This is a genomic window from Spirosoma montaniterrae, assembly GCF_001988955.1.
Classification (GTDB): Bacteria; Bacteroidota; Bacteroidia; order Cytophagales; family Spirosomataceae; genus Spirosoma; species Spirosoma montaniterrae.
This window is the reverse complement of sequence record NZ_CP014263.1, coordinates 495,550-516,882: the sequence shown is the minus strand read 5'-3', so window position 1 is coordinate 516,882 and position 21,333 is coordinate 495,550. Positions and strand designations below refer to the sequence as shown.

22 protein-coding genes and 1 pseudogene are annotated in these 21,333 nt (G+C 51.3%); 16 read left to right on the top strand and 7 right to left on the bottom strand.

Annotated features, from left to right (window positions below; all coding sequences use genetic code 11):
- The first annotated feature begins 42 nt into the window (after positions 1–42).
- The 7 genes from selD to AWR27_RS02170 all read left to right on the top strand — a co-directional run bounded on the left by selD (position 43) and on the right by AWR27_RS02170 (position 5,522).
- Positions 43–1,095, top strand: a complete 1,053-nt coding sequence (gene selD, locus AWR27_RS02200) for a selenide, water dikinase SelD (protein ID WP_077129676.1) — start codon at positions 43–45, stop codon at positions 1,093–1,095.
- 94 nt (positions 1,096–1,189) lie between these two features.
- Positions 1,190–1,960 (top strand): alpha/beta fold hydrolase, encoded by a 771-nt coding sequence (locus tag AWR27_RS02195; protein ID WP_077129675.1) that lies wholly within the window; start codon positions 1,190–1,192, stop codon positions 1,958–1,960.
- Positions 1,960–2,661, top strand: a complete 702-nt coding sequence (locus AWR27_RS02190; protein ID WP_077129674.1) for an SAM-dependent methyltransferase — start codon at positions 1,960–1,962, stop codon at positions 2,659–2,661. Before AWR27_RS02195 ends, AWR27_RS02190 begins: the two co-directional genes overlap by 1 nt.
- 63 nt (positions 2,662–2,724) lie before the next feature.
- Entirely contained in the window at positions 2,725–3,375 is a 651-nt protein-coding gene (locus AWR27_RS02185) for an MBL fold metallo-hydrolase (RefSeq protein WP_077133749.1), read from the top strand.
- A 65-nt stretch (positions 3,376–3,440) separates the two neighbouring features.
- Positions 3,441–4,103, top strand: a complete 663-nt coding sequence (pssA, locus tag AWR27_RS02180; RefSeq protein WP_232325952.1) for a CDP-diacylglycerol--serine O-phosphatidyltransferase — start codon at positions 3,441–3,443, stop codon at positions 4,101–4,103.
- 92 nt (positions 4,104–4,195) lie between these two features.
- Entirely contained in the window at positions 4,196–4,447 is a 252-nt protein-coding gene (gene purS / locus AWR27_RS02175) for a phosphoribosylformylglycinamidine synthase subunit PurS (protein ID WP_077129672.1), read from the top strand.
- Positions 4,448–4,514: 67 nt separating this feature from the next.
- The gene (locus AWR27_RS02170; RefSeq protein WP_077133748.1) at positions 4,515–5,522 is read left to right on the top strand and encodes a 3-oxoacyl-ACP synthase III family protein; all 1,008 of its coding nucleotides are present in this window, start codon (positions 4,515–4,517) and stop codon (positions 5,520–5,522) included.
- Positions 5,523–5,612: 90 nt separating this feature from the next.
- Here AWR27_RS02170 and AWR27_RS02165 read toward each other — a convergent pair whose 3' ends face one another.
- Positions 5,613–5,984 carry a CoA-binding protein gene (locus AWR27_RS02165; RefSeq protein ID WP_077129671.1) on the bottom strand — a complete coding sequence of 124 codons (372 nt, stop codon included), beginning with the start codon at positions 5,982–5,984 and terminating at the stop codon, positions 5,613–5,615.
- A 279-nt stretch (positions 5,985–6,263) separates the two neighbouring features.
- On the opposite strand from AWR27_RS02165, the gene AWR27_RS02155 reads away from it, so the two are divergent.
- Positions 6,264–6,923, top strand: a complete 660-nt coding sequence (locus tag AWR27_RS02155; RefSeq protein ID WP_077129669.1) for an HNH endonuclease — start codon at positions 6,264–6,266, stop codon at positions 6,921–6,923.
- Positions 6,924–6,986: 63 nt separating this feature from the next.
- Here the strand turns inward: AWR27_RS02155 and AWR27_RS02150 are convergent, their stop codons facing one another.
- Positions 6,987–10,832 (bottom strand): sensor histidine kinase, encoded by a 3,846-nt coding sequence (locus AWR27_RS02150; RefSeq protein ID WP_077129668.1) that lies wholly within the window; start codon positions 10,830–10,832, stop codon positions 6,987–6,989.
- A gap of 105 nt (positions 10,833–10,937) precedes the next feature.
- Positions 10,938–11,231, bottom strand: a complete 294-nt coding sequence (locus AWR27_RS02145; protein WP_077133747.1) for a HesB/IscA family protein — start codon at positions 11,229–11,231, stop codon at positions 10,938–10,940.
- Between the two features lie 46 nt (positions 11,232–11,277).
- Here AWR27_RS02145 and AWR27_RS02140 point away from each other — a divergent pair, with 46 nt between their 5' ends.
- The gene (locus AWR27_RS02140) at positions 11,278–11,805 is read left to right on the top strand and encodes a DUF7935 family protein (RefSeq protein WP_077133746.1); all 528 of its coding nucleotides are present in this window, start codon (positions 11,278–11,280) and stop codon (positions 11,803–11,805) included.
- Between the two features lie 4 nt (positions 11,806–11,809).
- Here the strand turns inward: AWR27_RS02140 and AWR27_RS02135 are convergent, their stop codons facing one another.
- From AWR27_RS02135 to AWR27_RS02125, 3 genes are read right to left on the bottom strand one after another with little or no spacing between them, the layout of a single operon-like run.
- A complete protein-coding gene (locus tag AWR27_RS02135) occupies positions 11,810–12,655 on the bottom strand; it encodes a hydroxymethylglutaryl-CoA lyase (RefSeq protein ID WP_077129667.1) in 846 nt (281 codons plus the stop codon).
- Entirely contained in the window at positions 12,652–13,002 is a 351-nt protein-coding gene (locus tag AWR27_RS02130; protein ID WP_077129666.1) for a transmembrane 220 family protein, read from the bottom strand. Before AWR27_RS02130 ends, AWR27_RS02135 begins: the two co-directional genes overlap by 4 nt.
- A gap of 16 nt (positions 13,003–13,018) precedes the next feature.
- Positions 13,019–13,738 carry a tetratricopeptide repeat protein gene (locus AWR27_RS02125; protein WP_077129665.1) on the bottom strand — a complete coding sequence of 240 codons (720 nt, stop codon included), beginning with the start codon at positions 13,736–13,738 and terminating at the stop codon, positions 13,019–13,021.
- Between the two features lie 294 nt (positions 13,739–14,032).
- On the opposite strand from AWR27_RS02125, the gene AWR27_RS02120 reads away from it, so the two are divergent.
- From AWR27_RS02120 to AWR27_RS02090, 7 genes and pseudogenes are all read left to right on the top strand, one after another.
- Positions 14,033–15,187 (top strand): galactokinase, encoded by a 1,155-nt coding sequence (locus AWR27_RS02120; RefSeq protein WP_077129664.1) that lies wholly within the window; start codon positions 14,033–14,035, stop codon positions 15,185–15,187.
- Between the two features lie 12 nt (positions 15,188–15,199).
- On the top strand, positions 15,200–15,868 hold the full coding sequence (gene fsa, locus AWR27_RS02115) for a fructose-6-phosphate aldolase (RefSeq protein WP_077129663.1): 669 nt from the start codon (positions 15,200–15,202) through the stop codon (positions 15,866–15,868).
- A gap of 76 nt (positions 15,869–15,944) precedes the next feature.
- Positions 15,945–16,624: pseudogene (locus tag AWR27_RS02110) on the top strand (cell division ATP-binding protein FtsE).
- Between the two features lies 1 nt (position 16,625).
- The gene (locus tag AWR27_RS02105) at positions 16,626–16,916 is read left to right on the top strand and encodes a PqqD family protein (protein ID WP_077129662.1); all 291 of its coding nucleotides are present in this window, start codon (positions 16,626–16,628) and stop codon (positions 16,914–16,916) included.
- Positions 16,891–17,313, top strand: a complete 423-nt coding sequence (locus tag AWR27_RS02100; protein WP_232325951.1) for a lasso peptide biosynthesis B2 protein — start codon at positions 16,891–16,893, stop codon at positions 17,311–17,313. The genes AWR27_RS02105 and AWR27_RS02100 overlap by 26 nt, the downstream gene beginning before the upstream one ends.
- Entirely contained in the window at positions 17,304–18,224 is a 921-nt protein-coding gene (locus AWR27_RS02095) for an HPr kinase/phosphorylase (protein WP_077129661.1), read from the top strand. Before AWR27_RS02100 ends, AWR27_RS02095 begins: the two co-directional genes overlap by 10 nt.
- Positions 18,221–19,393 carry a nucleotidyltransferase family protein gene (locus AWR27_RS02090; RefSeq protein WP_077129660.1) on the top strand — a complete coding sequence of 391 codons (1,173 nt, stop codon included), beginning with the start codon at positions 18,221–18,223 and terminating at the stop codon, positions 19,391–19,393. The genes AWR27_RS02095 and AWR27_RS02090 overlap by 4 nt, the downstream gene beginning before the upstream one ends.
- On the opposite strand, the gene AWR27_RS02085 is transcribed toward AWR27_RS02090, so the two are convergent.
- Complete coding sequence (locus tag AWR27_RS02085; RefSeq protein WP_077129659.1) at positions 19,390–21,333, bottom strand: asparagine synthetase B family protein; 1,944 nt, start codon at positions 21,331–21,333, stop codon at positions 19,390–19,392. The genes AWR27_RS02090 and AWR27_RS02085 overlap by 4 nt on opposite strands.

Genomic DNA, 21,333 nt, shown 5'->3' with positions numbered 1-21,333 from the left:
TACCTTTGCCAGAACTAAACTGCGCCGGGTTTTTCGCCACTTATGATCGTTCCTGAAACAACTGCTATCAAATTGACTCAGTACAGCCACGGAGCAGGCTGTGGCTGCAAGATTTCGCCCAAAATTTTAGATAAAATCCTACACACCAACGCTACGGCTTCTCAGCCGCACTACAGCAACCTCCTCGTTGGCAACGACTCGCGCGACGATGCCGCCGTGATGGACCTGGGCAACGGTGAAGCTATTATCAGCACCACCGACTTTTTTATGCCCATCGTCGACGATGCGTTCGATTTTGGGCGTATTGCCTCAGCTAATGCCATTAGCGACGTGTATGCTATGGGGGGCGAACCCATTATGGCGATTGCGATTCTGGGCTGGCCGCTCGACAAACTGCCGCCCGAAGTGGCCGGGCAGGTGCTCGAAGGTTCGCGGGCCGTTTGTCAGCAGGCGGGCATTCCGCTGGCAGGCGGGCATAGCATCGACTCGCCCGAACCCATTTTCGGTTTGGCCGTAACGGGGCGCGTTCGGCTCGAACACCTTAAACAGAACAACACCGCTACCGAAGGGTGTCGCTTGTATCTGACCAAGCCGCTGGGCGTGGGCATTCTGACTACCGCTCAGAAAAAAGGCATTCTCAAACCCGAACACGCCGATATGGCCCCGGCGCAAATGGCGCAGCTTAATAGTTTCGGGGCCGTGCTGGGCAAACTTCCTTACGTAAAAGCCCTGACCGACGTAACGGGATTCGGGTTGCTGGGACACCTCACCGAAATGGCCGAAGGATCGGGCCTGAGCGCGGTTATCAAGTATGAAGCCGTACCGAAACTGCCGGTCATTGACGACTATCTGGCACAAAAAAGCTTTCCGGGCGGCACGGTGCGCAACTGGGACAGCTACGGCCACAAAATCGGCGAACTGACCGAAACACAACGCTACGTACTGGCCGACCCGCAAACGTCGGGCGGGTTGTTGATTGCTGTTTCGCCGGATAGTACTGCCGAGTTTGAACGCGTAGCGACTGAAAACGGATTCACGTTGCAGTCATTCGGTGAATTAGTTCAGAAACAGGAAAAAGTAATTTACGTCAATTAAACGCAGAGAAGCGGAGGTCGCGCAGAGGATACAGAGTTTGCTTCTTCTCTCTTCGGCCTCCGTGCAAACTCTTTGCCTCTGCGTTTCAACAAGTATGAAGTTATTTTTCAGAGAAGTGGGCGAACCAACCGCCCCGCCCATCATTATTCTGCACGGCATCTTCGGCTCATCCGATAACTGGCTGACCGTCAGCAAAGCTATTGCCGCCCGTGGCTACCGGGTGTTCGCGCTCGATCAGCGCAATCACGGGCAGTCGCCCCGCGCCGACGATCAGAGTTACCTGAGCATGGCTGCCGATTTGCACGAGTTTATTGTGGATCAGGGGTTAGATAAGCCCGTGGTGGTGGGCCATTCGATGGGGGGAAAAACCGTGATGCAGTTTGCTATGCAGTATTCAGGGCAGTTCAGCAAACTCGTTGTGGTTGATATTGCACCCAAATTTTATCCCATTCACCATGCCGATCTTATACGTGGCCTGAAAGCGATTGATCTACTCAACCTCAGCAACCGCAACGAGGCCGACACAGTGCTGAGTCAGTATGAGCCGATTCCGGCTGTTCGGCAATTTCTGCTCAAAAACCTGTACCGCAACGAACAGGGGCAGTTCGACTGGCGTATTAATCTGCCCGTCATTGAACGCGAATTGCACGGCGTGGGCGACGAACTAACCAACCCGCGCATCGTAACCGAACCTACGCTGTTTATCCGGGGCAGCGAATCGCCCTATATTCTGGACGAAGACATTCCGACGATCAAACGCATTTTTCCGAATGTTCAGATCGAAACCATCTACGGCGCGGGGCATTGGGTACAGGCCGAAAAACCGGCTGAGTTTGTAGAAGTGCTGATAACGTTTGTATCATAATGCCAACACTTTACCTCATCCCTACCCTGCTGGCCGACGATACCGCCGATCAGGTTTTACCACCCCACATTCGCGGGATAATCGAACAAACGGATACCTATTTTGCCGAAAATATCCGCTCGGCACGTCGGTTTATTACGGGCCTGAAAACAGGACGCATTATTGACGACACCACGTTTTTTGAACTCAGCAAAGACACGCCCCCAACGGATACGCGCCGGCAAATTCAGGAGTTGATGGAGCATAAACGCAACGCAGGTGTACTGAGCGAAGCCGGTTGCCCCGGCGTGGCCGACCCCGGCGCGGTGGTTGTGGGCATGGCTCATGCGCTGGGCTGGCGCGTGGAGCCGCTGGTGGGGCCATCGAGTATTTTGCTGGCGTTAATGGCGTCGGGTATGAGCGGGCAGTCGTTTGTGTTTCATGGCTATCTGCCCATCGAAAAGCAGGACCGCGCCCGTGCCATCAGATTTCTGGAAAAAGAAGCCCAACAGCGTAGTCAGACGCAGATTTTCATGGAAACGCCCTACCGCAACGACGCGCTCCTGGCCGACGTGCTGGCGAACTGTGGCGGCAACACCCGCCTGTGCGTAGCCTGCAACCTGACCGCCCCCGATGCCTTTGTCCGAACGCTGACCATCCGCGAATGGAAAACCCAAATTCCTGATCTGCGTAAAAAACCAACTGTATTTTTACTTTTGTAACAGTAAGGCGGGTGAAAACCCGCATTGTATAGTTTATGGCTGCGGGTTCCCACCCGCGTTACTATGATCAAAGTCTTCGAGTTTTCTCCTTTCTCTGAAAATACCTACGTCATTGCCGACGATGCGACGAATGAAGCCGTACTTATAGATCCCGGTTGCTACGATCAGGATGAGAAAGAAGCATTAGGTCGATTTATCCAGGAAAACAACTTGACAATCAAACACCTATTGCTTACCCACGCCCACCTTGACCACGTTTTTGGGGTGACATACGCAAAGCGAAAATTTGGCGTCAAGGTGTATCTCCACCCGAAAGATCAGGTAATTTATAACGACGTACCTACGCGTTGTGTGTTATATGGTCTGCGCGGCTACGAACACAGTACGATTGACTCCTTTCTGGCTGAAGGCGATCAGATTCGATTTGGCAACACCGTACTCGACGTAGTGTTTACGCCCGGTCATGCACCCGGACATGTGGCCTTTATCAACCATGCCGACCGCTATGTAGTTGGGGGCGACGTGCTATTTCGGAACAGCATTGGCCGCACCGATTTCCCGTACTGCAACCATGCCGACCTGCTCAAGAGCATCCGCACGAAGTTTTTTACCTTACCCGATGATTACGTGGTTTACCCCGGCCACATGGAACCGACTACCATCGAGCATGAAAAGCGAACAAACCCTTTTTTAGTGATGAGTGATAAACGATGAGTGATGAGTGCTAACGCGAAAGCAATACTCATCACTCATCACTCATCACTCATCACTCATAATTTATGAAACACCTTCCTAATGCTATGACCTGCGGCAATTTGCTGTGCGGGTGCATTGGCCTCGTAATGGCTCTGCGTGGGCATTTGGAGATAGCTGCCTGGCTCATCGGTGTAGCGGCCCTGCTCGATTTTGGCGATGGGTTCGTGGCACGGTTAGTGGGCGTTTCGGGACCGTTCGGCAAAGAACTCGACTCCTTGGCCGACGTGGTTACGTTTGGCGTATTGCCCGCTACTATCGTGTTTCAACTATGCTGGTTTCAGGATTTGGGTAACATTTCGTATCTGGCTTTCCTGATCGCTATTTTATCGGCACTCCGGCTGGCTAAATTCAACATCGACACACGGCAATCCGATCAGTTTATCGGTGTACCAACGCCCGCCAACGCCATGCTGATTGCGGCTTTCCCGCTAATGGGTCGGTATCAGCCGCAATTTGATGCGTTCTGGCAAAATGATATCGGACTGGGTATGCTCATTGCCTTTTCGTTCATGCTCGTAGCCGAGGTGCCGCTCTTCGCACTCAAATTCAAGTCGTTTGGCTGGGCCGAAAACCGGATGAAATACAGTTTTTTGCTGGCTTCCATTCTGCTCCTGTTATTTTTGCAGTTCGCAGGCATTCCGCTCATTATCCTGCTGTACATCGTTCTTTCACTAATAAATAAATGATTGAATGATAGAATGGTTGAATGATTGAATGGAGTAGTCAGGTAACGGATTCATTCAATCATTCAACCATTCTATCATTCAATTACCAAATCATGAAATACATCGCTGAAATCGACATTATGACCCGCCCGGAAATTCTGGACCCACAAGGCAAAGCGGTAAAATTGGGCTTACACAACCTGCACATGGACAGCATCGACAACGTGCGCATTGGCAAACATATCCGGCTCGAAGTAGATGCCGACACCGAAACGCAGGCCCGCGAAACCGTTGATGCAGCCTGCCGTCAATTGCTGGCAAACCTCATTATGGAAGAATACACGTTTGCCTTGCAGGCGGCTTAACATCCGGGAAGGTGCTGAAAACCTTTTCGATTTGCGTACCTTTGCCGACTGTTTTTTACCAAAATACATGACTACGGTTTATTCGAAGATCAGTGGGTTAGGTTTTTACGTCCCCGAAAATGTGGTGACAAACGATGACCTCACCCAGTACATGGAAACGTCGGACGCGTGGATTCAGGAGCGGACGGGCATTCGGCAACGGCGTTATTTCACCTACGGCAAAGATACCAACGCCAGCATGGCTACCGCAGCTTCGCGCATGGCTATTGACCGGGCCGGGTTGCAATCGGCTGATATTGAACTGATTGTTTACGCTACCATCACGCCCGATTATTACTTTCCGGGTTCGGCGTTTTTGATGCAGCGCGAACTCGGCCTCGACGGTATCGGCGTTATCGATATTCGCAATCAGTGTTCGGGCTTCGTGTACGCGCTTTCTATCGCCGATCAGTTCATTAAAACGGGCATGTATAAGCGTATTCTGGTGGTTGGGTCTGAAATTCAATCGACCTGGATCAACAAAAGCACCGCCGGGCGCGGAGTAGCCGTAATCTTTGGCGACGGCGCGGGCGCGGCTGTCGTTGAAGCTACCACCGACCCCGAACACCGCATTTTATCGACGCACCTCCACGCCGATGGTCGGTTTGCTGAAGATCTCTACGTAAAAGAGCCGGGCAGCAGCCGCCCCAACCGGGCCGCCACCAAAGAAATGATTGATGAAGGCGGCTTCGACGTGGTGATGAATGGCAATGCCGTGTTCAAACACGCGGTGGTGCGCTTCGCCGAAGTGATCAACGAAAGTCTTACTGCCAATGGCTATCAGGCCGATGATATTTCGCTGTTAGTGCCACATCAGGCTAACATTCGTATCTCCAATTATGTACAGCAGCAGATGGGACTGGCCGACGATAAGATATTCAACAATATTCAGCAGTACGGCAACACAACGGCGGCTTCTATTCCTATCGCCCTCACCGAAGCGTTTGAGCAGGGGCGCGTCCGGTCAGGCGATTTAATTTGTTTGGCCGCCTTCGGGAGCGGCTTCACCTGGGCTTCAGCGTTGATTAAATGGTGATAACAGGTATAAAGACGCAAGATTTTGCGTCTCATTTGCTACAGAAAACCATCCGGTAATGAGACGCAAAATCTTGCGTCTCTACGCGGGCTAATACGTTCCTACTGATAGCATCACCAGTGTACAGGCTTCGACAGGCTCGATGTTAGCCTGTCGGAGTTCTTCAGCGAAGGGCGGATTTTCAGCACCGGGGTTGAAGATAACCCGGCGTGGCTTTAGCTGTTTGATGTACTCGTAATAGCCGGGCTGATTGCGGGCACTGACGTACATCGTTATCGTATCTATATCTGTTAAGTGCGGTAGCCCCGTTTGAATGGGTTTTCCGTAGATTGTTCCTTCGCGCAACCCAATTAGTTCAATTGAATGCCCATGTCGCAGCAGGCGTTGCGCGGCCTGATTGGCGTATCGGTCGGGTCGCTCAGAAGCACCAATCACCAGCGTCTTATGTGTGGTTGTACTCATTTCATCAAGCTTTTGCAGGTAAACCCCGGCTGGGCCATTACAGTTTCGCTGCTTTATTTCCTTATCAAGTTTTGTTTAACGTTTGGTACGCACAACGCGGAAAAACTTTACCCCTTTTTTATCTATATCAGGTATATACGTTCCGTTTTTACGGTAGTTTATTGATTTTCAGCTTCGTTCGCAAAAATATCTTATAACTATTTTGTTGTACATTTGTTAAACCATAGTTAAACATAATACCTGTTCGATACGTCAATAGATAATATAGTCCCACCCGGTATGGAAGAGAAGAAAAGCCAGAGTTACTGGAATGAGAAGTGGGTGTCCATTGTGTTTGATGGAATTGAAAACCCGCCCCGGTACGAAGTATCAAACTACGGGAGGCTACGTAGTTTTCAGACAACGCCAACTACCCAACGGCGAAAGTTGGGTACGCCCGTGACGCCACCAACCAGCACGATTATCAAAGGATCGGTTATCCAGGGATACCGGTCACTGAATATCCGTTCGGAGGGAAAAACCCTGAACCGATACGTTCATAAGCTTGTAGCCGAGCATTTTATTAGCCGAAACCAGCCCGATGCAACGTTTGTCATTCATCTCGACCATGATAAGCAGAATAACTATTACCAAAATCTGCGCTGGGTTACGAAAGAGGAGATGATCGAACACAATCGGAACAACCCAAACCTCAAGAACCGGCCCGTACTTCGGCAAACACGCAACTATAAGCTTACCGAAAGCAAGGTGAAGATTATTAAGAAGCTGCTTCGTAACGATAAAAACCGGCTTAAAATGATTGCCAAACAGTTTGGCATTACACATACACAGCTTAACCGCATACGGTCGGGCGAAAATTGGAAACACGTTACTCTGGATGACGATACCCCCGTTTCGCCCCTGATGAACAGCCAAAATGGCTCGCGGACACGTTTTTGAGTGATGTTTGAGACTATGAGTTTCAGCCGGTTGGGTTTCCTGACCGGCTGACTTTTTTCTATCCTACCGTGTTATGGTCTGGCTTGGTAGTTTCGTGGCATCACCGACTGTTGATAACGGCAGCGACACAAAAAACGAGGTGCCAACGCCTTCGGTGGTTTCAAACCAGATTGTTCCGCCCGCATGTTCGATACCTCGCTTGGCAATAGCTAATCCTAAACCAGAACCGCCCCGTTTGGTGCTGAAATTGGGCAGAAATACTTTCGTATGAATAGCTTCGGGAATACCCGCACCATTGTCGTGTACTTCTATCTGAGCTTCGTCATCTTTCGTATAGAGCCGCAGGTCGATAGTAGGCCGACGGTCGGGCGGGACAGATTGAATAGCGTTGATTATCAGATTCGTAAGTATTCGGCCAATGAGCTGTCGGTCGCCGATGACCATAACAGGGCCGGGGCTAATCTGCCTTCTGAGCACAATTCGGTGATCGTCGGCATATAGGTCGGCAGCTTTGTTCAGAACGCCCGTCACTTCAAACACTTCGTTTTTTGGCAACGGCATTTTAGCGAAATCGGAGAACGATGTGGCAATGTCGCTCAGGTTATCGATTTGTTCGAGCAGTGAATCAAATGTGCGCTGTACCCGGCGCGTTACGGCATCGTTGGCACCGGTCTCGCCCGAATTACTACCCGGCAAGGTCCGTTGCAGGTGCTGCAACGTCAACTTCATAGGTGTTAACGGGTTCTTGATTTCGTGAGCCACCTGCTTCGCCATTTCGCGCCAGGCCGATTGTTTTTCATTCTGCGCCAGTTCCTGCTTGCTTTCCTCCAATTTCACCAGCATCCGGTTGTATTCGCGTATCAGCAGACCAATTTCATCGTCAGATCGCCACAGTAGCGGATCATTTGGTCGGTCGAGGTTAGTTTTGCGGATTTTCTGCGTCAGCATTCGTAGCGGCTTGGTCAAAATGTTCGAGGCAAAGTACGACAGCACCAAAAAGAATAGGAACAGTGCGGTAAAAATGCTCAGTGCCGAGGCAATTACTTCGATCAATTGCCGGTCTAAATCTGGGCGGGCATAGAAATACGGTATGCTCAAAATACCGAGCAGTTTACCATCGTATGACTTGATGCCAGCGTAAGCCGTGCGGTACTGCTTTGTACCGAGCGATTCATTCAGCAGCACCTGATTTTCTTTGTCTTCGATGACATGAACGTAGGCTTCAGGGTTGATGCGCTTCGACAGATAGCCACTCTCGTAGATCAGGGGCCGGGTCGACGTGTAGAGCTGGCCCTGCGTATCGAATAAATTGATGTCGATATCGGCATCGCGGGCTATCTTACCCAACTCTTCTTCCATCGACGCTTTGCTGCGCTTCTGCGCCATGTGTTCGCTGAGGTATGTCAGAAAATTAGCGGCAATGTTTCGGGTGTTGTTGATGTAGCTATTTTCCTGATTCGCAATGTAGTTGGCACTGATAACCCCCAGAATAATGAGAATAACCAGCAGTAGAGGCAGAAAAAAAGCCACATTCAACAGTATCTGAATCCGTGTCGAATAGTTGATACTGAATTGGGTAAGCCGGTAGTTAGCTGCATAACCGATAATAACCAGAATTACGGTTAGCACCAGCAACAGATACAGGAACGAGAAATTCGAGAACGCATTCCTGAATGGATACTCGGCTGCCGACACCACTACCACCCGGCCATCATGCCCTCGCTGGGCTACGTGCTGGTAGCCGTTCGCCGAAACCCCTTCTGTATGCATAATCACTGTTTCGAGCAGTTGCGGGGTCATTTTACGTTCGTAATTGTAGCTGCCTGCACTGTAAATGAGTCCGTAAGGTGGCTCCGATTTTAGCTGAATACCACCGAGCCGTTTACCACTGAAAACACCGTAGCTGTATTCGGGGGCGTTGGGTTGCTGACTGAATTTGGCATCGACCAGCAGTTCGGGATAAACATTTTTGGGCCGCTCGTTACGGAGCCGCATATCCAGCACAATATGGCCCAGCGTAGTACCAGCCGAACTCCCCAACGAGGTGGCCGAGCCATCTGTTTGCCGAATTTCGATGAAGCAGAGGTATTGTTTTATAAACTGATTGCCGACTTCGTTTACAAAGTAAATATTGGGGTTCTTGGTCAGGTAGTTTTTTTGCCGGTATCGGTCCGACAGGACCGCCAGCGACGGAGCGGCTGGACTAATATCGAGCGGCTTACCATTGGCCTGGAACGAAAAGACCTCAATATCATACTTATCAAAGTACTTATCTAAGTGCAGGCTCTTCACCCGTTGCTGAATCCGTTCGCGCACCAGCACCGAATCGACGCGTAACGCACGGCTGATTTCAAGGTCGCGGGCAATAGACTCCTGCGCTTTACCCATCAGAAATTCGCCGAACTCGTCGTTTTCGGCGAGCAGTTGCCGGGCAAATTCGCGTTCCTGCACCAACTGTTTTCTAATCTCCTGATTATAAACCACGTAAGCAGTCATGGCAGCACAAACAAAAGCGGCCAGAAACAAATATATGGACGTGCGATAGCGGAATGTGTACAGCGTTCGAGGTAGCTGACTGGCGTATGTCAGCATAAAATAAACGCCATTCAGCAGCAAAATCCAGCTAACCGGCCAGCCCGCCAGCCAGCAGAATACGCCTGTCAGCATGGTTCCGAGCACTACCAGAAATAACCCACGCCCAAGATGCACCCGTCGGTTGTACCGAATAAACAGGCTGACGAGCAAATGAAGCGACAGAAAATAAATGCAGGAAATTACAATGAACACCAGCAGACACACCAGTTTCAGGGCCGAAAACTGAATGCTCAAAGTGATGTCGAGTGTAAACTGCGACTTTTCGTAAATGTTGTTTAACTCCCTGTAGCACAGCGCGAATACGCCATAGCTTGACGCAACGCATACCAACGAAAGCAAGGTTTGCGCCCACTTGGGGATGTTGAGCAACAATCGATAAGCCCCGGAGCGATAGTAATGATTAACCCAGTATAACGCCAGCACCAGTACCACCAGCGCGTTCAGGAGCAAGTCGCCTAAGGAAGGAACCAGCACCGAAGCGGCATAAAAACGCGGATTGAACAAATCCGATTCGACAAACAGAAACGGAACACCGAAATAGAGCATCAACGCCCGCAACAAAACCAGGTAAGCCGACAACCAGATAAAGCCGCGCTCATACTGCCGACGTCGTTTCAGGCGCGTTAGTACGCGTAGTACGTACAAGCCAAGAAACATCACGGCTAACGTAGCCAGAATTACCGTATTGGCCGGGGTTGACTGATTTCGGTAAATATCGACTTTGGGCGGTACAACCGAGAACAGAAAGACGGATGAGTGGTCGTAGATAGCCTGAAACGCTTTTTGCCGGGTAGTGCTGACAGCCTGTGGATCAATAGAGAAAATACCAGAATTATAGCCCGATTGTAAGTATGCGTTACTGCTGTGGTAATATTTGTAAATCGGAATCAGCGAAAATATATCGACATCCGTTGTCTGACGCTTTAGTTGTCGATGACTTACTAAATAACGGCTTTCATTGAAATCGACTAATTGGGGCTGAACTACGGCCTTTATCTGCTCATAGTCAGGAATAAATCGATGATCGGACCAGTATAGTAACTGCCCATTCTGGAATATAAAATACGGGTAGCGCGTTGCCACGGTCAACTCAGAAAACGTTGGCTTTTTCTTTTGTTGAACCAGGCCCGCAATCGTGTTCAATTCGTTGGCACTGACCTGGGTTTCTTCTTTTACACGTTCCTGAACAGCACTGAGGTATTGTTCGTCGGTTGCTCCGGGGAGATCTTTTTCAAAGAAAAAATAACAGAGTACCGACAACCCAACCGCCAGCAGAGCCAGAACTAAAAACAGGTGATGTTCGATACGCTTCACAAGGCATAAGAGAAAGTTAAAAAAACATGACCTAAAATCATGCCAAGAATTTCGATAGGCAAACGACACGACAAGCGAAAGCGGAGACCATGACCATCTTTCGCCCTATGCCCCCTCCCCTGCACTCTTTTCAACCGTGAACCCGCCCGGTTCGTAGCCGATTTCGACCCCCAATACGTAGAGTAAATGTTTTCGGTCGATAATGACACGCACATCATCAACGTTATATAGTTCGTCGGTGGGACCGGGCAGGTCGAAGCCCAGCAGCCACGATGCGCCACAGCCGCCACCGCGTATACCTACCCGCAGGCCGTATTCGCCGGGAATTTTGTTGGCGTGCAACGTATCGATAATTTGCTGACGGGCCTCGGGCCGAACTACAATCGGTTTATCAATCATAAGTATCAAAATTACTTTTTTTCGCGTGAACAATTCGTCCACCTTTATGCAGCTTTTCAGCGATTTTCTGAAGTTGATTATCCCGGCCAGCTTAGTGCTCTACGGTATGTATCTGACAACCAAACTCTTGCTTGAGCGGGAAGCCGACCGCCACCGTAATGAAGTAAAAACCCGTTATACCGAAACCGTAGTTCCGATTCGCCTACAAGCCTACGAGCGCATGGTGCTGTTTCTGGAACGTATCAGCCCAAACAATCTGCTGCTGCGGCTGGGCAACAGCAGCACCACCGTACTGGAATTTCAACAACGGTTGCTCCAGGAAATTCGGGACGAATACAACCACAACCTGTCGCAGCAGGTATACATGAGCCAGGAGGTTTGGGAGAAAATTCAGGCCGCCATGAATGAGGTAGCCACGCTTATCAATCAGGCATCGGGCGACACTCGCCCCGACGCACCCGCCCTCGACCTGTCGAAACGCATTTTCGAGCGCATTATCCAAAAAGACAAACAACCCACCGCCGACGCTCTTAAAGCCGTAAAAGAAGAAATTCAGGCAATGTTTATGGATTAACTTCCTAAAAAAACACCTCCGCCGATAGTTGCATTGCTTCGGCAAATGCCTGCTCGTCGAGCGTAAACCTAACGCCTTCCTGATGAAGAGTTTGGATGATCTCTTCGGTAGGCAGATTGCCGGTCAGGTCGTCGGTAGCCATTGGGCAACCACCGAAGCCACGCAGGGCTCCATCAATGCGATCAACACCCGCCCGCAGAGCCGCCCGTACTTTGGCAGAACAATCGCCGGGCCGCGCGTGCAGGTGTGCGCCAAATTCAATAGCTGGAAACTCGGCCAGCAAATGCCGGAACAGGGTTTCGATGGTTTCGGGCGTCGACGTGCCCACCGTGTCGGATGGTGCTACGATGCCGATACCCATCTGCGCCAGCCGCTCCGTAAACGCGCTGACTAATTCAGGACTGTAGGGATCGCCGTAGGGGTTTCCGAAACCCATCGATAAGTAAACGACCAACTGTTGCCCCGCGCCAACGGATAGATGCTGAATCTCGGCCACTTCGACAAACGCCTGTTCGATGGTTTTGTTAGTGTTGCGCTGCTGAAACGTTTCTGACATAGACAGAGGAAAACCAACGTACTGAATCTGCTGATAGCCAGCCGCCTGCTCGGCCCCACGCCGATTGGCTACAATAGCCAGTAACTTCGTCTGCGTTCCCGAAAGATCGAGTCCGGCAAGCACCTCGGCAGTATCGGCCAGTTGCGGAATGGCTTTGGGTGAAACAAAACTACCAAAGTCGAGCGTGTCGAAACCAACCCGCAACAGCGTGTTCAGGTAGCGGATTTTCAGATCGGTTGGCACAAAATCGTGCAGCCCCTGCATGGCATCGCGGGGGCATTCAACGAGTTTCATAAGCGAACGGAATTGCGGGTCAATACCGCAAACAAAACCATGACAGCCGCGCAGATACCCAGTCCGCCGGCCTCACGAGCCAGTTCGATATTCAGGCTACGCATTCCCAGTTCATTGAATAAAAACCCTTCGAACCGAGACGGCCACTGATACCAGGTTGCCACAAAATACAGCCCGGCCATACCAGCAAAAAACCACCAACGCCCCACGCCCGCCCAGGCCATAAAACAGGCTACAGCCGCTGCGCCGTAAATTGGCACCCAAATTTCCGGGTCGGGATCGTTGTATTGAAAAGCCGCAAACAACACAAAAAGCAGCCCGAAAACGATAGAAAGAGTCTTACGCATACGAGTAAATAAATGTTTACTGACAGTAGCCCGTTACGGCGTTGGCGGCATCGGCATACCCCAAAGCCTGTGCCTGTTTGAGACTCACACAACCGGCCTCGCGTTGATTTTGCAGAACCTGAGCCAGACCAAGCCCGTAGAATGCTTTGCCAAATTTTGGGTCAGCCCGCACGGCCTGCTGAAAATCAGCCGTTGCTCCGGTCAGGTCTTTTTCCTGATAACGCAGATTACCCCGGTTATATAAAGCCAACGCATTGTCGGGGGCAAGTTTGATAGCCTCCGAAAAGTCGGTCATAGCCGGTTGTACCTGACCCTGTGTAGCAAACAATTGACCCCGGTTAAGCAGAATTTCGGCCCGGATGCGTTGGCTCGTATCGGGAGCCAGCCGAATGGCGTCGGAGTAATCTTTCAGCGCACCCGTCAGGTCGTTTTGGGCCAGTTTCAGCAAGCCCCGATTGTAGTAGGGTCGGTAAAAATCGGGTTGCAATTTGATAGCCTGATCGTAATCGAGTGTGGCGTTGGCGTATTCTTTTAGTTCAAAATAAGCTACCCCGCGCGAGTTGAACGCTTCGGCATTGTCGGCATCGGCTTCGATGGCTTTGTTCAACACCTGAACAGCTTCCCGAAATTTCCCGTCGCGCAAATGCGCCCGGCCTTGTTCAAGAGCCTCGTTGGCCGAGTTACATCCAAAAAAAATCAGAGACCAGAAACAAAAAATGATTGATGAGCGAGTCATTATAAAAAAGTTATTACGCAGAGATACTCAGCGAGTTGGCAGATTTAACGAAGTCTCTGCGAATCTCTTTCTCTCCGTGAATCTCTATGTTACGAAACCAGATAGTTCACAAAGATACGGCCTAAGTTTGGTCGTTTGGCTAACAATTGCTTAACTTTGCGTCGGCAAATCGGTGCTACCAGCTCCTGCTGAATCCCCCAGGTCTTGACCGAAGCAAGGGTAGGTGGTTGTAGCGGTGAGACATTGGTTTGCCATTTTTTGTTTTCCGACCCTTCTGTTTTGCTCCCCGGTCGAATGGACCTACTGAACCAACTGGCCGCGTCGTTTCAGAACGCGTTCAATGCTGAACCTACATTTGTTTGCTCTCCTGGCCGCGTTAACCTCATCGGCGAACACACCGACTATAACGAAGGCTTCGTATTGCCAGCCGCCATCGATAAAGCCGTTTATTTAGCCGTTGGCCCACGCGCCGATAATGAGCTGCATTTTATTGCCCACGACCTCAGTAAAACCTACGTCGGTTCGCTCGATACCATCCAGAAAACCAACACCTGGGCCGATTATCTGCTCGGCGTTATAGCACAGTTTCAGCAGGCCAATCACCCATTGCGGGGAATCAACTGCGTATTCGGTGGCACTATCCCGATGGGTTCGGGCTTATCATCATCGGCGGCCCTCGAAAATGGCGTTGGCTTTGCACTAAACGAGTTATTTGACCTCGGTCTTGATCGAATTTCGCTTCTCAAACTCTCGCAACGAGCTGAGAACGAATTTGTTGGCGCGAAAGTAGGCATCATGGACATGTTTGCCAGCATGATGGGAAAAGCCGGACACGTCATTAAACTCGATTGTCGGTCGCTCGATTACGCCTACGCCCCGCTGCAAATGGAAGGTATCCGCATCGTTCTCTGCGATTCGCGGGTAAAGCATTCGCTCGTGACGTCGGAATACAACACGCGCCGGGCCGAATGCGAAGCGGGCGTTCGACTCCTCCAGACGGTTTATCCCAACATCCGTAGTCTGCGTGATGTAACGATGACGATGCTGGATACGCATCTGAAAGAAAAAGAACCGCATCTATATCGCCGGTGCGCCTACGTAGTACAGGAAAATCAACGGCTGCTCGACGGTGTGGCGGCTCTGGAAGCTGGAGACGTAGCCACGTTCGGGCAGTTGATGTATGGGTCGCATGAGGGGCTAAGCCGCTGGTACGAAGTTAGTTGCCCTGAGTTAGACATATTAGTTGGCATTGCGCGGCAACAGCCGGGCGTGCTGGGTGCGCGAATGATGGGGGGCGGCTTCGGCGGCTGCACCATCAACTTAGTAGAAGCGCGTGCGTTGGATGCGTTCGCAAATCGGATTACCGAAGAATATAAACGCCAAACGGGGAAAGATACGTACCTTCACGTCTGCAAAATCCAGGACGGTACAAACGTTATTAGTCTATAATTTAATAAAACCATGAAATTTTTCATCGATACGGCCAATCTGGCCGACATTCGCGAAGCCCAGCAAATGGGTATCCTCGACGGTGTAACAACCAACCCCTCGCTGATGGCGAAAGAGGGTATCACCGGCAAAGACGCCGTAATGCGCCACTATAAGCAAATCTGCGAGATTGTTGAAGGCGACGTTAGTGCCGAAGTCATTTCGGTTAAATACGAAGAAATGATTAAAGAAGGCGATGAACTGGCCGAACTCGACGAAAACATTGTGGTGAAAGTCCCGATGACCGCCGACGGTATCAAAGCCATCAAATATTTTTCAGAAAAAGGCATTCGCACCAACTGCACGCTGATTTTCTCGGCGGGTCAGGCATTGGTAGCGGCCAAAGCGGGAGCTTCGTTCGTATCGCCGTTCGTTGGTCGTTTAGACGATATTTCGACTGATGGTATGGAATTGATCGAGCAGATCGTAACCATCTTCACCAATTACGGCTACACGACCGAAGTACTGGCGGCATCGGTACGTCACCCGATGCACATCATCAAATGCGCCGAAATTGGTGCCGATGTAATGACGGCTCCCCTCAGCGCGATTAAGGCATTGCTCAATCACCCACTTACCGATATTGGTCTTGCCAAGTTCCTGTCTGACCACGAAAAAGCAAACCTGCCTGTTAAACAGTGACCAATCAACAGCCAACAACCAACAGTGCTTCAAGGGTGCCACTGTTGGTTGTTGGCTGATAGCTGATAACTGAATTATGTTTTCTTCCGATCCTGTTCTAACGCTCGACCATGCTGACATTTACCAGGGCCCAAAATTGATTCTGGGCGATGTGTCCTTTCAGGTTGGCAAGGGTGAGTTTGTATACCTAATCGGACGAACGGGCAGTGGAAAGTCGTCGTTGCTGAAAACGCTCTATGCCGATCTATGGCTGCAAAACGGCAAAGGTAATGTAGCTGGTTATCAGCTCAATGCCCTTAAAAGCCGCGACGTGCCGCAGTTGCGCCGGAAGATCGGGATTGTTTTTCAGGATTTTCAGCTCTTTTATGATCGCTCGGTCGAAGACAACCTGAAGTTTGTTTTGCGGGCTACGGGCTGGAAAAACAAGACCGACATGAACAACCGCATCGCTGAGGTATTGATGCAGGTGGGCCTGGGAACGGCTCAGAAAAAATGCCCCATCAGCTATCGGGTGGCGAGCAGCAGCGCGTTGTCATTGCCCGTGCCATGCTCAACGAACCGCAGATTCTGATCGCCGACGAACCTACCGGCAACCTCGACCCGGCAGTTTCTGACCAGATTATGAAGGTATTTCAGGCGATTAATAACGCTGGAACTGCCGTGCTGATGGCAACCCATAACTACGATTTGCTGAACAAATACCCGGCCCGCGTTTTACGCTGCCAGGACGGTCAGGTCATAGAATTGTTAGGCTGATATGCAGACCGCATTTGCTCCCGACACACGAGTTCGAGCCAGAACAGGGCAGGCATCATCATTGCTGGGGCAAGAGACCATTTTGCTCAACTACGAAGCTGGTACGTACTACGAACTCAATGAAACAGGCAGCTTTATCTGGAGTTTGCTACAAAACCAGCAGCCAGTCAGCGTTGGCGAATTAGAAACCCGGATGCTCGCAGAATTTGACGTTGAGCCTGCCATATGCGGCAACGAACTGACAACGTTTTTAGACGATCTGCTTCGTGAAGAGATCATCGAACTGGTTTAAACTCCGGGCCATCGGCTGGCGCAAAGCAGGGCTTTTAGTTAAAGCCTTCTCCGTGTTGCTGGCTTACAAGTCCGCGCTGTTTGTTTTCCCTTTCCGTTACTTCATCACTCCGCATTCGACGGTTCGAACTAACAAACCATCGGTCGGGCAGCTTAACGAGGTTGTGTGGGCGGTGCAGGTTGTTAGCCGACGCGTACCATTCGGTTTTACGTGTCTGGTGCAGGCACTGAGTGTGCGTTGGTTGCTGAGATCTCATCCGGCTATCGAACTTAAAATCGGGGTTCACAAAAGTGAGACCGGGCAGTTTACGGCCCATGCGTGGGTTGAACATAACCAGCAAATTATTATAGGCGAACAAAGCGATCAGGCATTTACGCCGATTCTGACATGGACGTAATCAGGCATTTTTATTCCGCTTATGGCCTGACAATCGATTCGGAAGTTGTACTGTCCCCGCTTGCGCAAATTTCGCCCGCTCCGGCTGATCTGTTTGTTCGGTATGCCCCGATTACACCCGGTCCGGCATCGGAACCAACTAAAATTTACCGGGCTGGTATGCAGGCCCGGTTTGCTCAGGACGGCCCTGACCGGCTGTGGTTGTTCTGGCCGCCATCGCTCTCATTTATGGCACTCGATGGCCGCGAATTACTCGTTGATGCCAACGCAGATGACCCCGACTGGATAGCGCTGTTTACGCTCAGCGAAGCCATTGGGTTAATCCTGTTTCAGCGAGGCAATTTCCTACTGCACGGCAGCGCGGTGAATCTGAGTGGGCAGGGGGTTGTTTTCATCGGCGAACCCGGCGCGGGTAAATCCACAACGGCGGCTGCCTTCGCTCAGCAGGGCCATGCACTCATCAGCGACGATCTGGTTTGTATTCATATCGATGCAGCCGGAAAACCCTGGCTTATTCCTGCCTTCCCACAACTGAAAATCTGGGAAACCACCGTCAATGGCCTTCAGGTAGCGAAAACGCATCTGACGCCCGTGCGCGAGGGTGTTAACAAATATGCCTGGCAGGAGTCGCTGGCGTTTGCGAGTTCGGCAGTGCCGCTGTCGCATATTTTTGTGCTACAGCCGCCGGATTCGGGCCGCAGTGAGCCACAGCTTTTGGCACCAAGTCAGGTTCCGGTTGGCCTGCTTGGGCATTTTCCGCTGGCCGACGCGATGCTACAGGGTGAAGCACTACGTCGGTATTTTGAACAGAGCGTACAATTGGCACGAACAGTTCGGGTAGCAACATTGAGTCGTCCCGAAAACTTCGACCGTTTGCTGGCTTTTGTTCGCGGCCTGCCTGCAACGCTATGAAGCCCACGCCCGAACTTCAATTGCTGCTATTGACCTGCGCGTTCGGCGAATCGACGGAGCGGGCCACTCAAATTCGCCGGTTCATCCAAACCGAGTCGCTCGATTGGCCGCGTGTGATTGCGTTAGCCGAACGCCACAGACTTACCCCCTTTCTGTACTACTGGCTCCGGTCCGAATCTGACATTCCGGCTGAGATAGTCGGGAAACTGCATAACGAGTGCCGGGTAATTGCCGCCGACAATTTGTTAAAACACCATCATTATCAAACTGTTAAGCAATTTTTCAACGCTCACGGTATTGACCATTGGCCGCTGAAAGGCATCTTTCTGGCCCACGACGTGTATCCCGAAAGCAGCCTGCGCCCAACCGGCGATCTGGATTTGGTAATCAACCACGACGATGTAATTCGGTGCGTGACATTACTCCGGCAGGAAGGCTACCATCTGAACCGGAAACAAAGCCTATACTGGCAACGAAGCCCCCGATCCGTGCTGACTGATTGGTGGGAGATGAGTTTGTTCAAGCCGTTTTCAGCGGGTAGTCAGTTCGACATCGATCTGCACTGGGGCGTTGCACATATTGACCATCATTACCATCTGTTCAAGTTGCCTGATTTATGCCGCGACCCGGCTCTGCTCATCGAACAGCAAATCGTGTTGCTGGTGGTTCATCACGGCGTCAACAACGTCTGGCAGCATATTTTTTATCTGAACGATCTGTATTTTCTGCTTCAGAAAACCGATCTCAACTGGTTTTGGCTCCTGAACGAACTACGCCAACACGACATTGACCGCGTATTTCTGACTGGGCTAAACCTCTGCCAACGCTATTGGTCGCTCACGCTGCCCGACGCCCTGCTAACCGATGTTCGACACGAACGTATACAGGTCATGGCAACCGCCTGCGAACGCCGATGGGACAATCCGCCGGTATCGCTTAGCCGTCTTGTACTTGTCAAACTATTTTTTTTTCTGAATGCGCAAACCCGCTTCACCCGGCAACTGCGCGCCCTACGCACGTTCGTTGTGAGCCGGATTTTTGTACCCAGCACTTTTCTGGTCGGCAATCGTATGGTTTACGTGCCCAAAGAACTCGGCTTTTTGTCGGTCATCGGGCGTGGGTTTCGGTCGTTGTATCGGCTGCTTGTTCCGCCTGCAAAACCCGTTTAGCGCAGTGAATTCAGCCAGAGGGCCGCGTAGATTGTCCGGCTCAGTAGCCAGTTATAACGCGTTTTTCGCCGAATGGGGTACTTGTCATTAAAAACAACGGCTTTAATCTGAGCAAAAGCCCCTGGGTCAATTACAGCCCAGATTGGGTGTGATGGTGCGCTAAACTGCTCATAGGCAGCGTTGTATAACTGCTGGGCTGCCTGGGTGCTATACCCGATAAAATTAGCCTTGCTCACTCGGGCAGCTACAATCGGGGGCAACACATGGCGCAGCCCGTGACGAATCAGGCCGCGCCCATGACCATTGCTGAAATGCACAGACAGCGGTGTAAACAACCCCAGTTCAAGCACGTTCCGGTCGAAAAAAGGGAAACTGTACTCATGGCCGTAATACGCCCCAATATGGTTTAATTGCTCATTACAAATCACATTGGTTGTGTTGATAATCTGGCTTATCGGTACGCCAAATTCTGCCGATAAAGCCGCCGACCGTTCGCCGGTTGTAGATGCCGGGGTAGGCGCAAACCGATGCTGAAAATCAGGGGTGAATAATTGGTTGACGACCCGCTGATGAGTTATTTTTCGGTGTATTCGTCTGACTACGTAAGCAGCAATGGCCCCTGCCGAAAGTCGCAAATGCGTCTGTAAGGTCTTCAGCGTAACCCCGAATGCCAAAACTGATTGTACCCGAAACCGTTTCTTCACTGCCCCCCCCAATACCGACAACACATAAGCTTCATACCTGGCCCGGTCGTTCAGCGTAAACCAGTCGGGCCGAACGGCTGTCAGATCGCGTTCATGAAACGAAACAAATTGATGACAAGCCTGTTCGAGTTGCGCCCACTCGCTGGCGTCGAGCAGTTGATCGATGTAGTCAAATCCGGTCGGAATCACGCTGTCGCCGTCGTGGCCAGTTAGCAGCAGGTCGCAACCCACCTGCCGGGCCGACTGCGATACGCTCAGGTGAAAGCTCGAGGGAATAATGAACTGCTCTGGCCGGTCGAACAACCGGTTGATTTCCAGCACCGACGCCAGCACGTCGGGCAGGGGCGTTACGCGCTGGTGCTGCGTTTGCCACTGCTCAACCACGGCTTGCGCGTAATTCTGTTCGTCGGCTTCGGGCTGCCGGGTATCGATGTTGAACGTATGCAATGCAGGTCGTTGCTGTTTACGCAGCAACTGCTGCGCCACGCAACTAACAGACGACGAATCAAGCCCGCCACTCAGATGCGCGCCGACACGCTCTCTGCCGCGCATACGGCGGTCGATAGCGGTCGTAAATCGTTCCTGAAACAGTGCTGCGTAATCGTCGGGGGCCAACAGTCCGTCCAATACGGCGGGATTGGGCGTCCAGTACGGAACCGTTTCAACCGAATGGGTATTTACCCGAATGGCATAGCCGGGCAATACGCTGTAAATGTGCCGATAGAACGTTTCAGCACTGTACGGCACGTAGTCGGTCGGCCAAGTCAGGTATTCCCGAAATTTGGCTTCGTTCGGAACAGTCGGTACGTCGGGCAGCGTCAGCAGAGCTTTTATTTCGGAAGCGAAGGCAAAAAATCGACCCGGCACATGCGTGTAGTAGAGCGGTTTAACGCCCAGCGGGTCGCGAACGCAGCTAACCGTTCGTTGCCGGGCATCGTAGATTGCCACAGCAAAATCAGCGTTCAGTCCGTTGAATGCCGATAAATTTTGCGTTAAATATGCATCAGTAAGTAGCTGATTTAAAGGGCCTTCCTCAAAAACGGTTGCATCGGCCACGGCCCATACAGAAGCCGGTTGGTACTCGTCTACTCCCCCGCCAAACGCCATTAACACCCCATTGTCAACGGTTTGGTGCACCGCATTACCCCGATGTGCCAGTATATCGCTCATGGCGACAAGTTGGTCAGGCGACACGGTTTGCTGATCGAAACGAATAATACCGGCAATACCACCCAT

Coding starts and splice junctions, on each gene's coding strand:
- selD (WP_077129676.1), top strand. CDS start 43: ATGATCGTTCCTGAAACAACTGCTATCAAATTGACTCAGTACAGCCAC.
- AWR27_RS02195 (WP_077129675.1), top strand. CDS start 1,190: ATGAAGTTATTTTTCAGAGAAGTGGGCGAACCAACCGCCCCGCCCATC.
- AWR27_RS02190 (WP_077129674.1), top strand. CDS start 1,960: ATGCCAACACTTTACCTCATCCCTACCCTGCTGGCCGACGATACCGCC.
- AWR27_RS02185 (WP_077133749.1), top strand. CDS start 2,725: ATGATCAAAGTCTTCGAGTTTTCTCCTTTCTCTGAAAATACCTACGTC.
- pssA (WP_232325952.1), top strand. CDS start 3,441: ATGAAACACCTTCCTAATGCTATGACCTGCGGCAATTTGCTGTGCGGG.
- purS (WP_077129672.1), top strand. CDS start 4,196: ATGAAATACATCGCTGAAATCGACATTATGACCCGCCCGGAAATTCTG.
- AWR27_RS02170 (WP_077133748.1), top strand. CDS start 4,515: ATGACTACGGTTTATTCGAAGATCAGTGGGTTAGGTTTTTACGTCCCC.
- AWR27_RS02165 (WP_077129671.1), bottom strand. CDS start 5,984: ATGAGTACAACCACACATAAGACGCTGGTGATTGGTGCTTCTGAGCGA.
- AWR27_RS02155 (WP_077129669.1), top strand. CDS start 6,264: ATGGAAGAGAAGAAAAGCCAGAGTTACTGGAATGAGAAGTGGGTGTCC.
- AWR27_RS02145 (WP_077133747.1), bottom strand. CDS start 11,231: ATGATTGATAAACCGATTGTAGTTCGGCCCGAGGCCCGTCAGCAAATT.
- AWR27_RS02140 (WP_077133746.1), top strand. CDS start 11,278: ATGCAGCTTTTCAGCGATTTTCTGAAGTTGATTATCCCGGCCAGCTTA.
- AWR27_RS02135 (WP_077129667.1), bottom strand. CDS start 12,655: ATGAAACTCGTTGAATGCCCCCGCGATGCCATGCAGGGGCTGCACGAT.
- AWR27_RS02130 (WP_077129666.1), bottom strand. CDS start 13,002: ATGCGTAAGACTCTTTCTATCGTTTTCGGGCTGCTTTTTGTGTTGTTT.
- AWR27_RS02125 (WP_077129665.1), bottom strand. CDS start 13,738: ATGACTCGCTCATCAATCATTTTTTGTTTCTGGTCTCTGATTTTTTTT.
- AWR27_RS02120 (WP_077129664.1), top strand. CDS start 14,033: ATGGACCTACTGAACCAACTGGCCGCGTCGTTTCAGAACGCGTTCAAT.
- fsa (WP_077129663.1), top strand. CDS start 15,200: ATGAAATTTTTCATCGATACGGCCAATCTGGCCGACATTCGCGAAGCC.
- AWR27_RS02105 (WP_077129662.1), top strand. CDS start 16,626: ATGCAGACCGCATTTGCTCCCGACACACGAGTTCGAGCCAGAACAGGG.
- AWR27_RS02095 (WP_077129661.1), top strand. CDS start 17,304: ATGGACGTAATCAGGCATTTTTATTCCGCTTATGGCCTGACAATCGAT.
- AWR27_RS02090 (WP_077129660.1), top strand. CDS start 18,221: ATGAAGCCCACGCCCGAACTTCAATTGCTGCTATTGACCTGCGCGTTC.
- AWR27_RS02085 (WP_077129659.1), bottom strand. CDS start 21,333: ATGGGTGGTATTGCCGGTATTATTCGTTTCGATCAGCAAACCGTGTCG.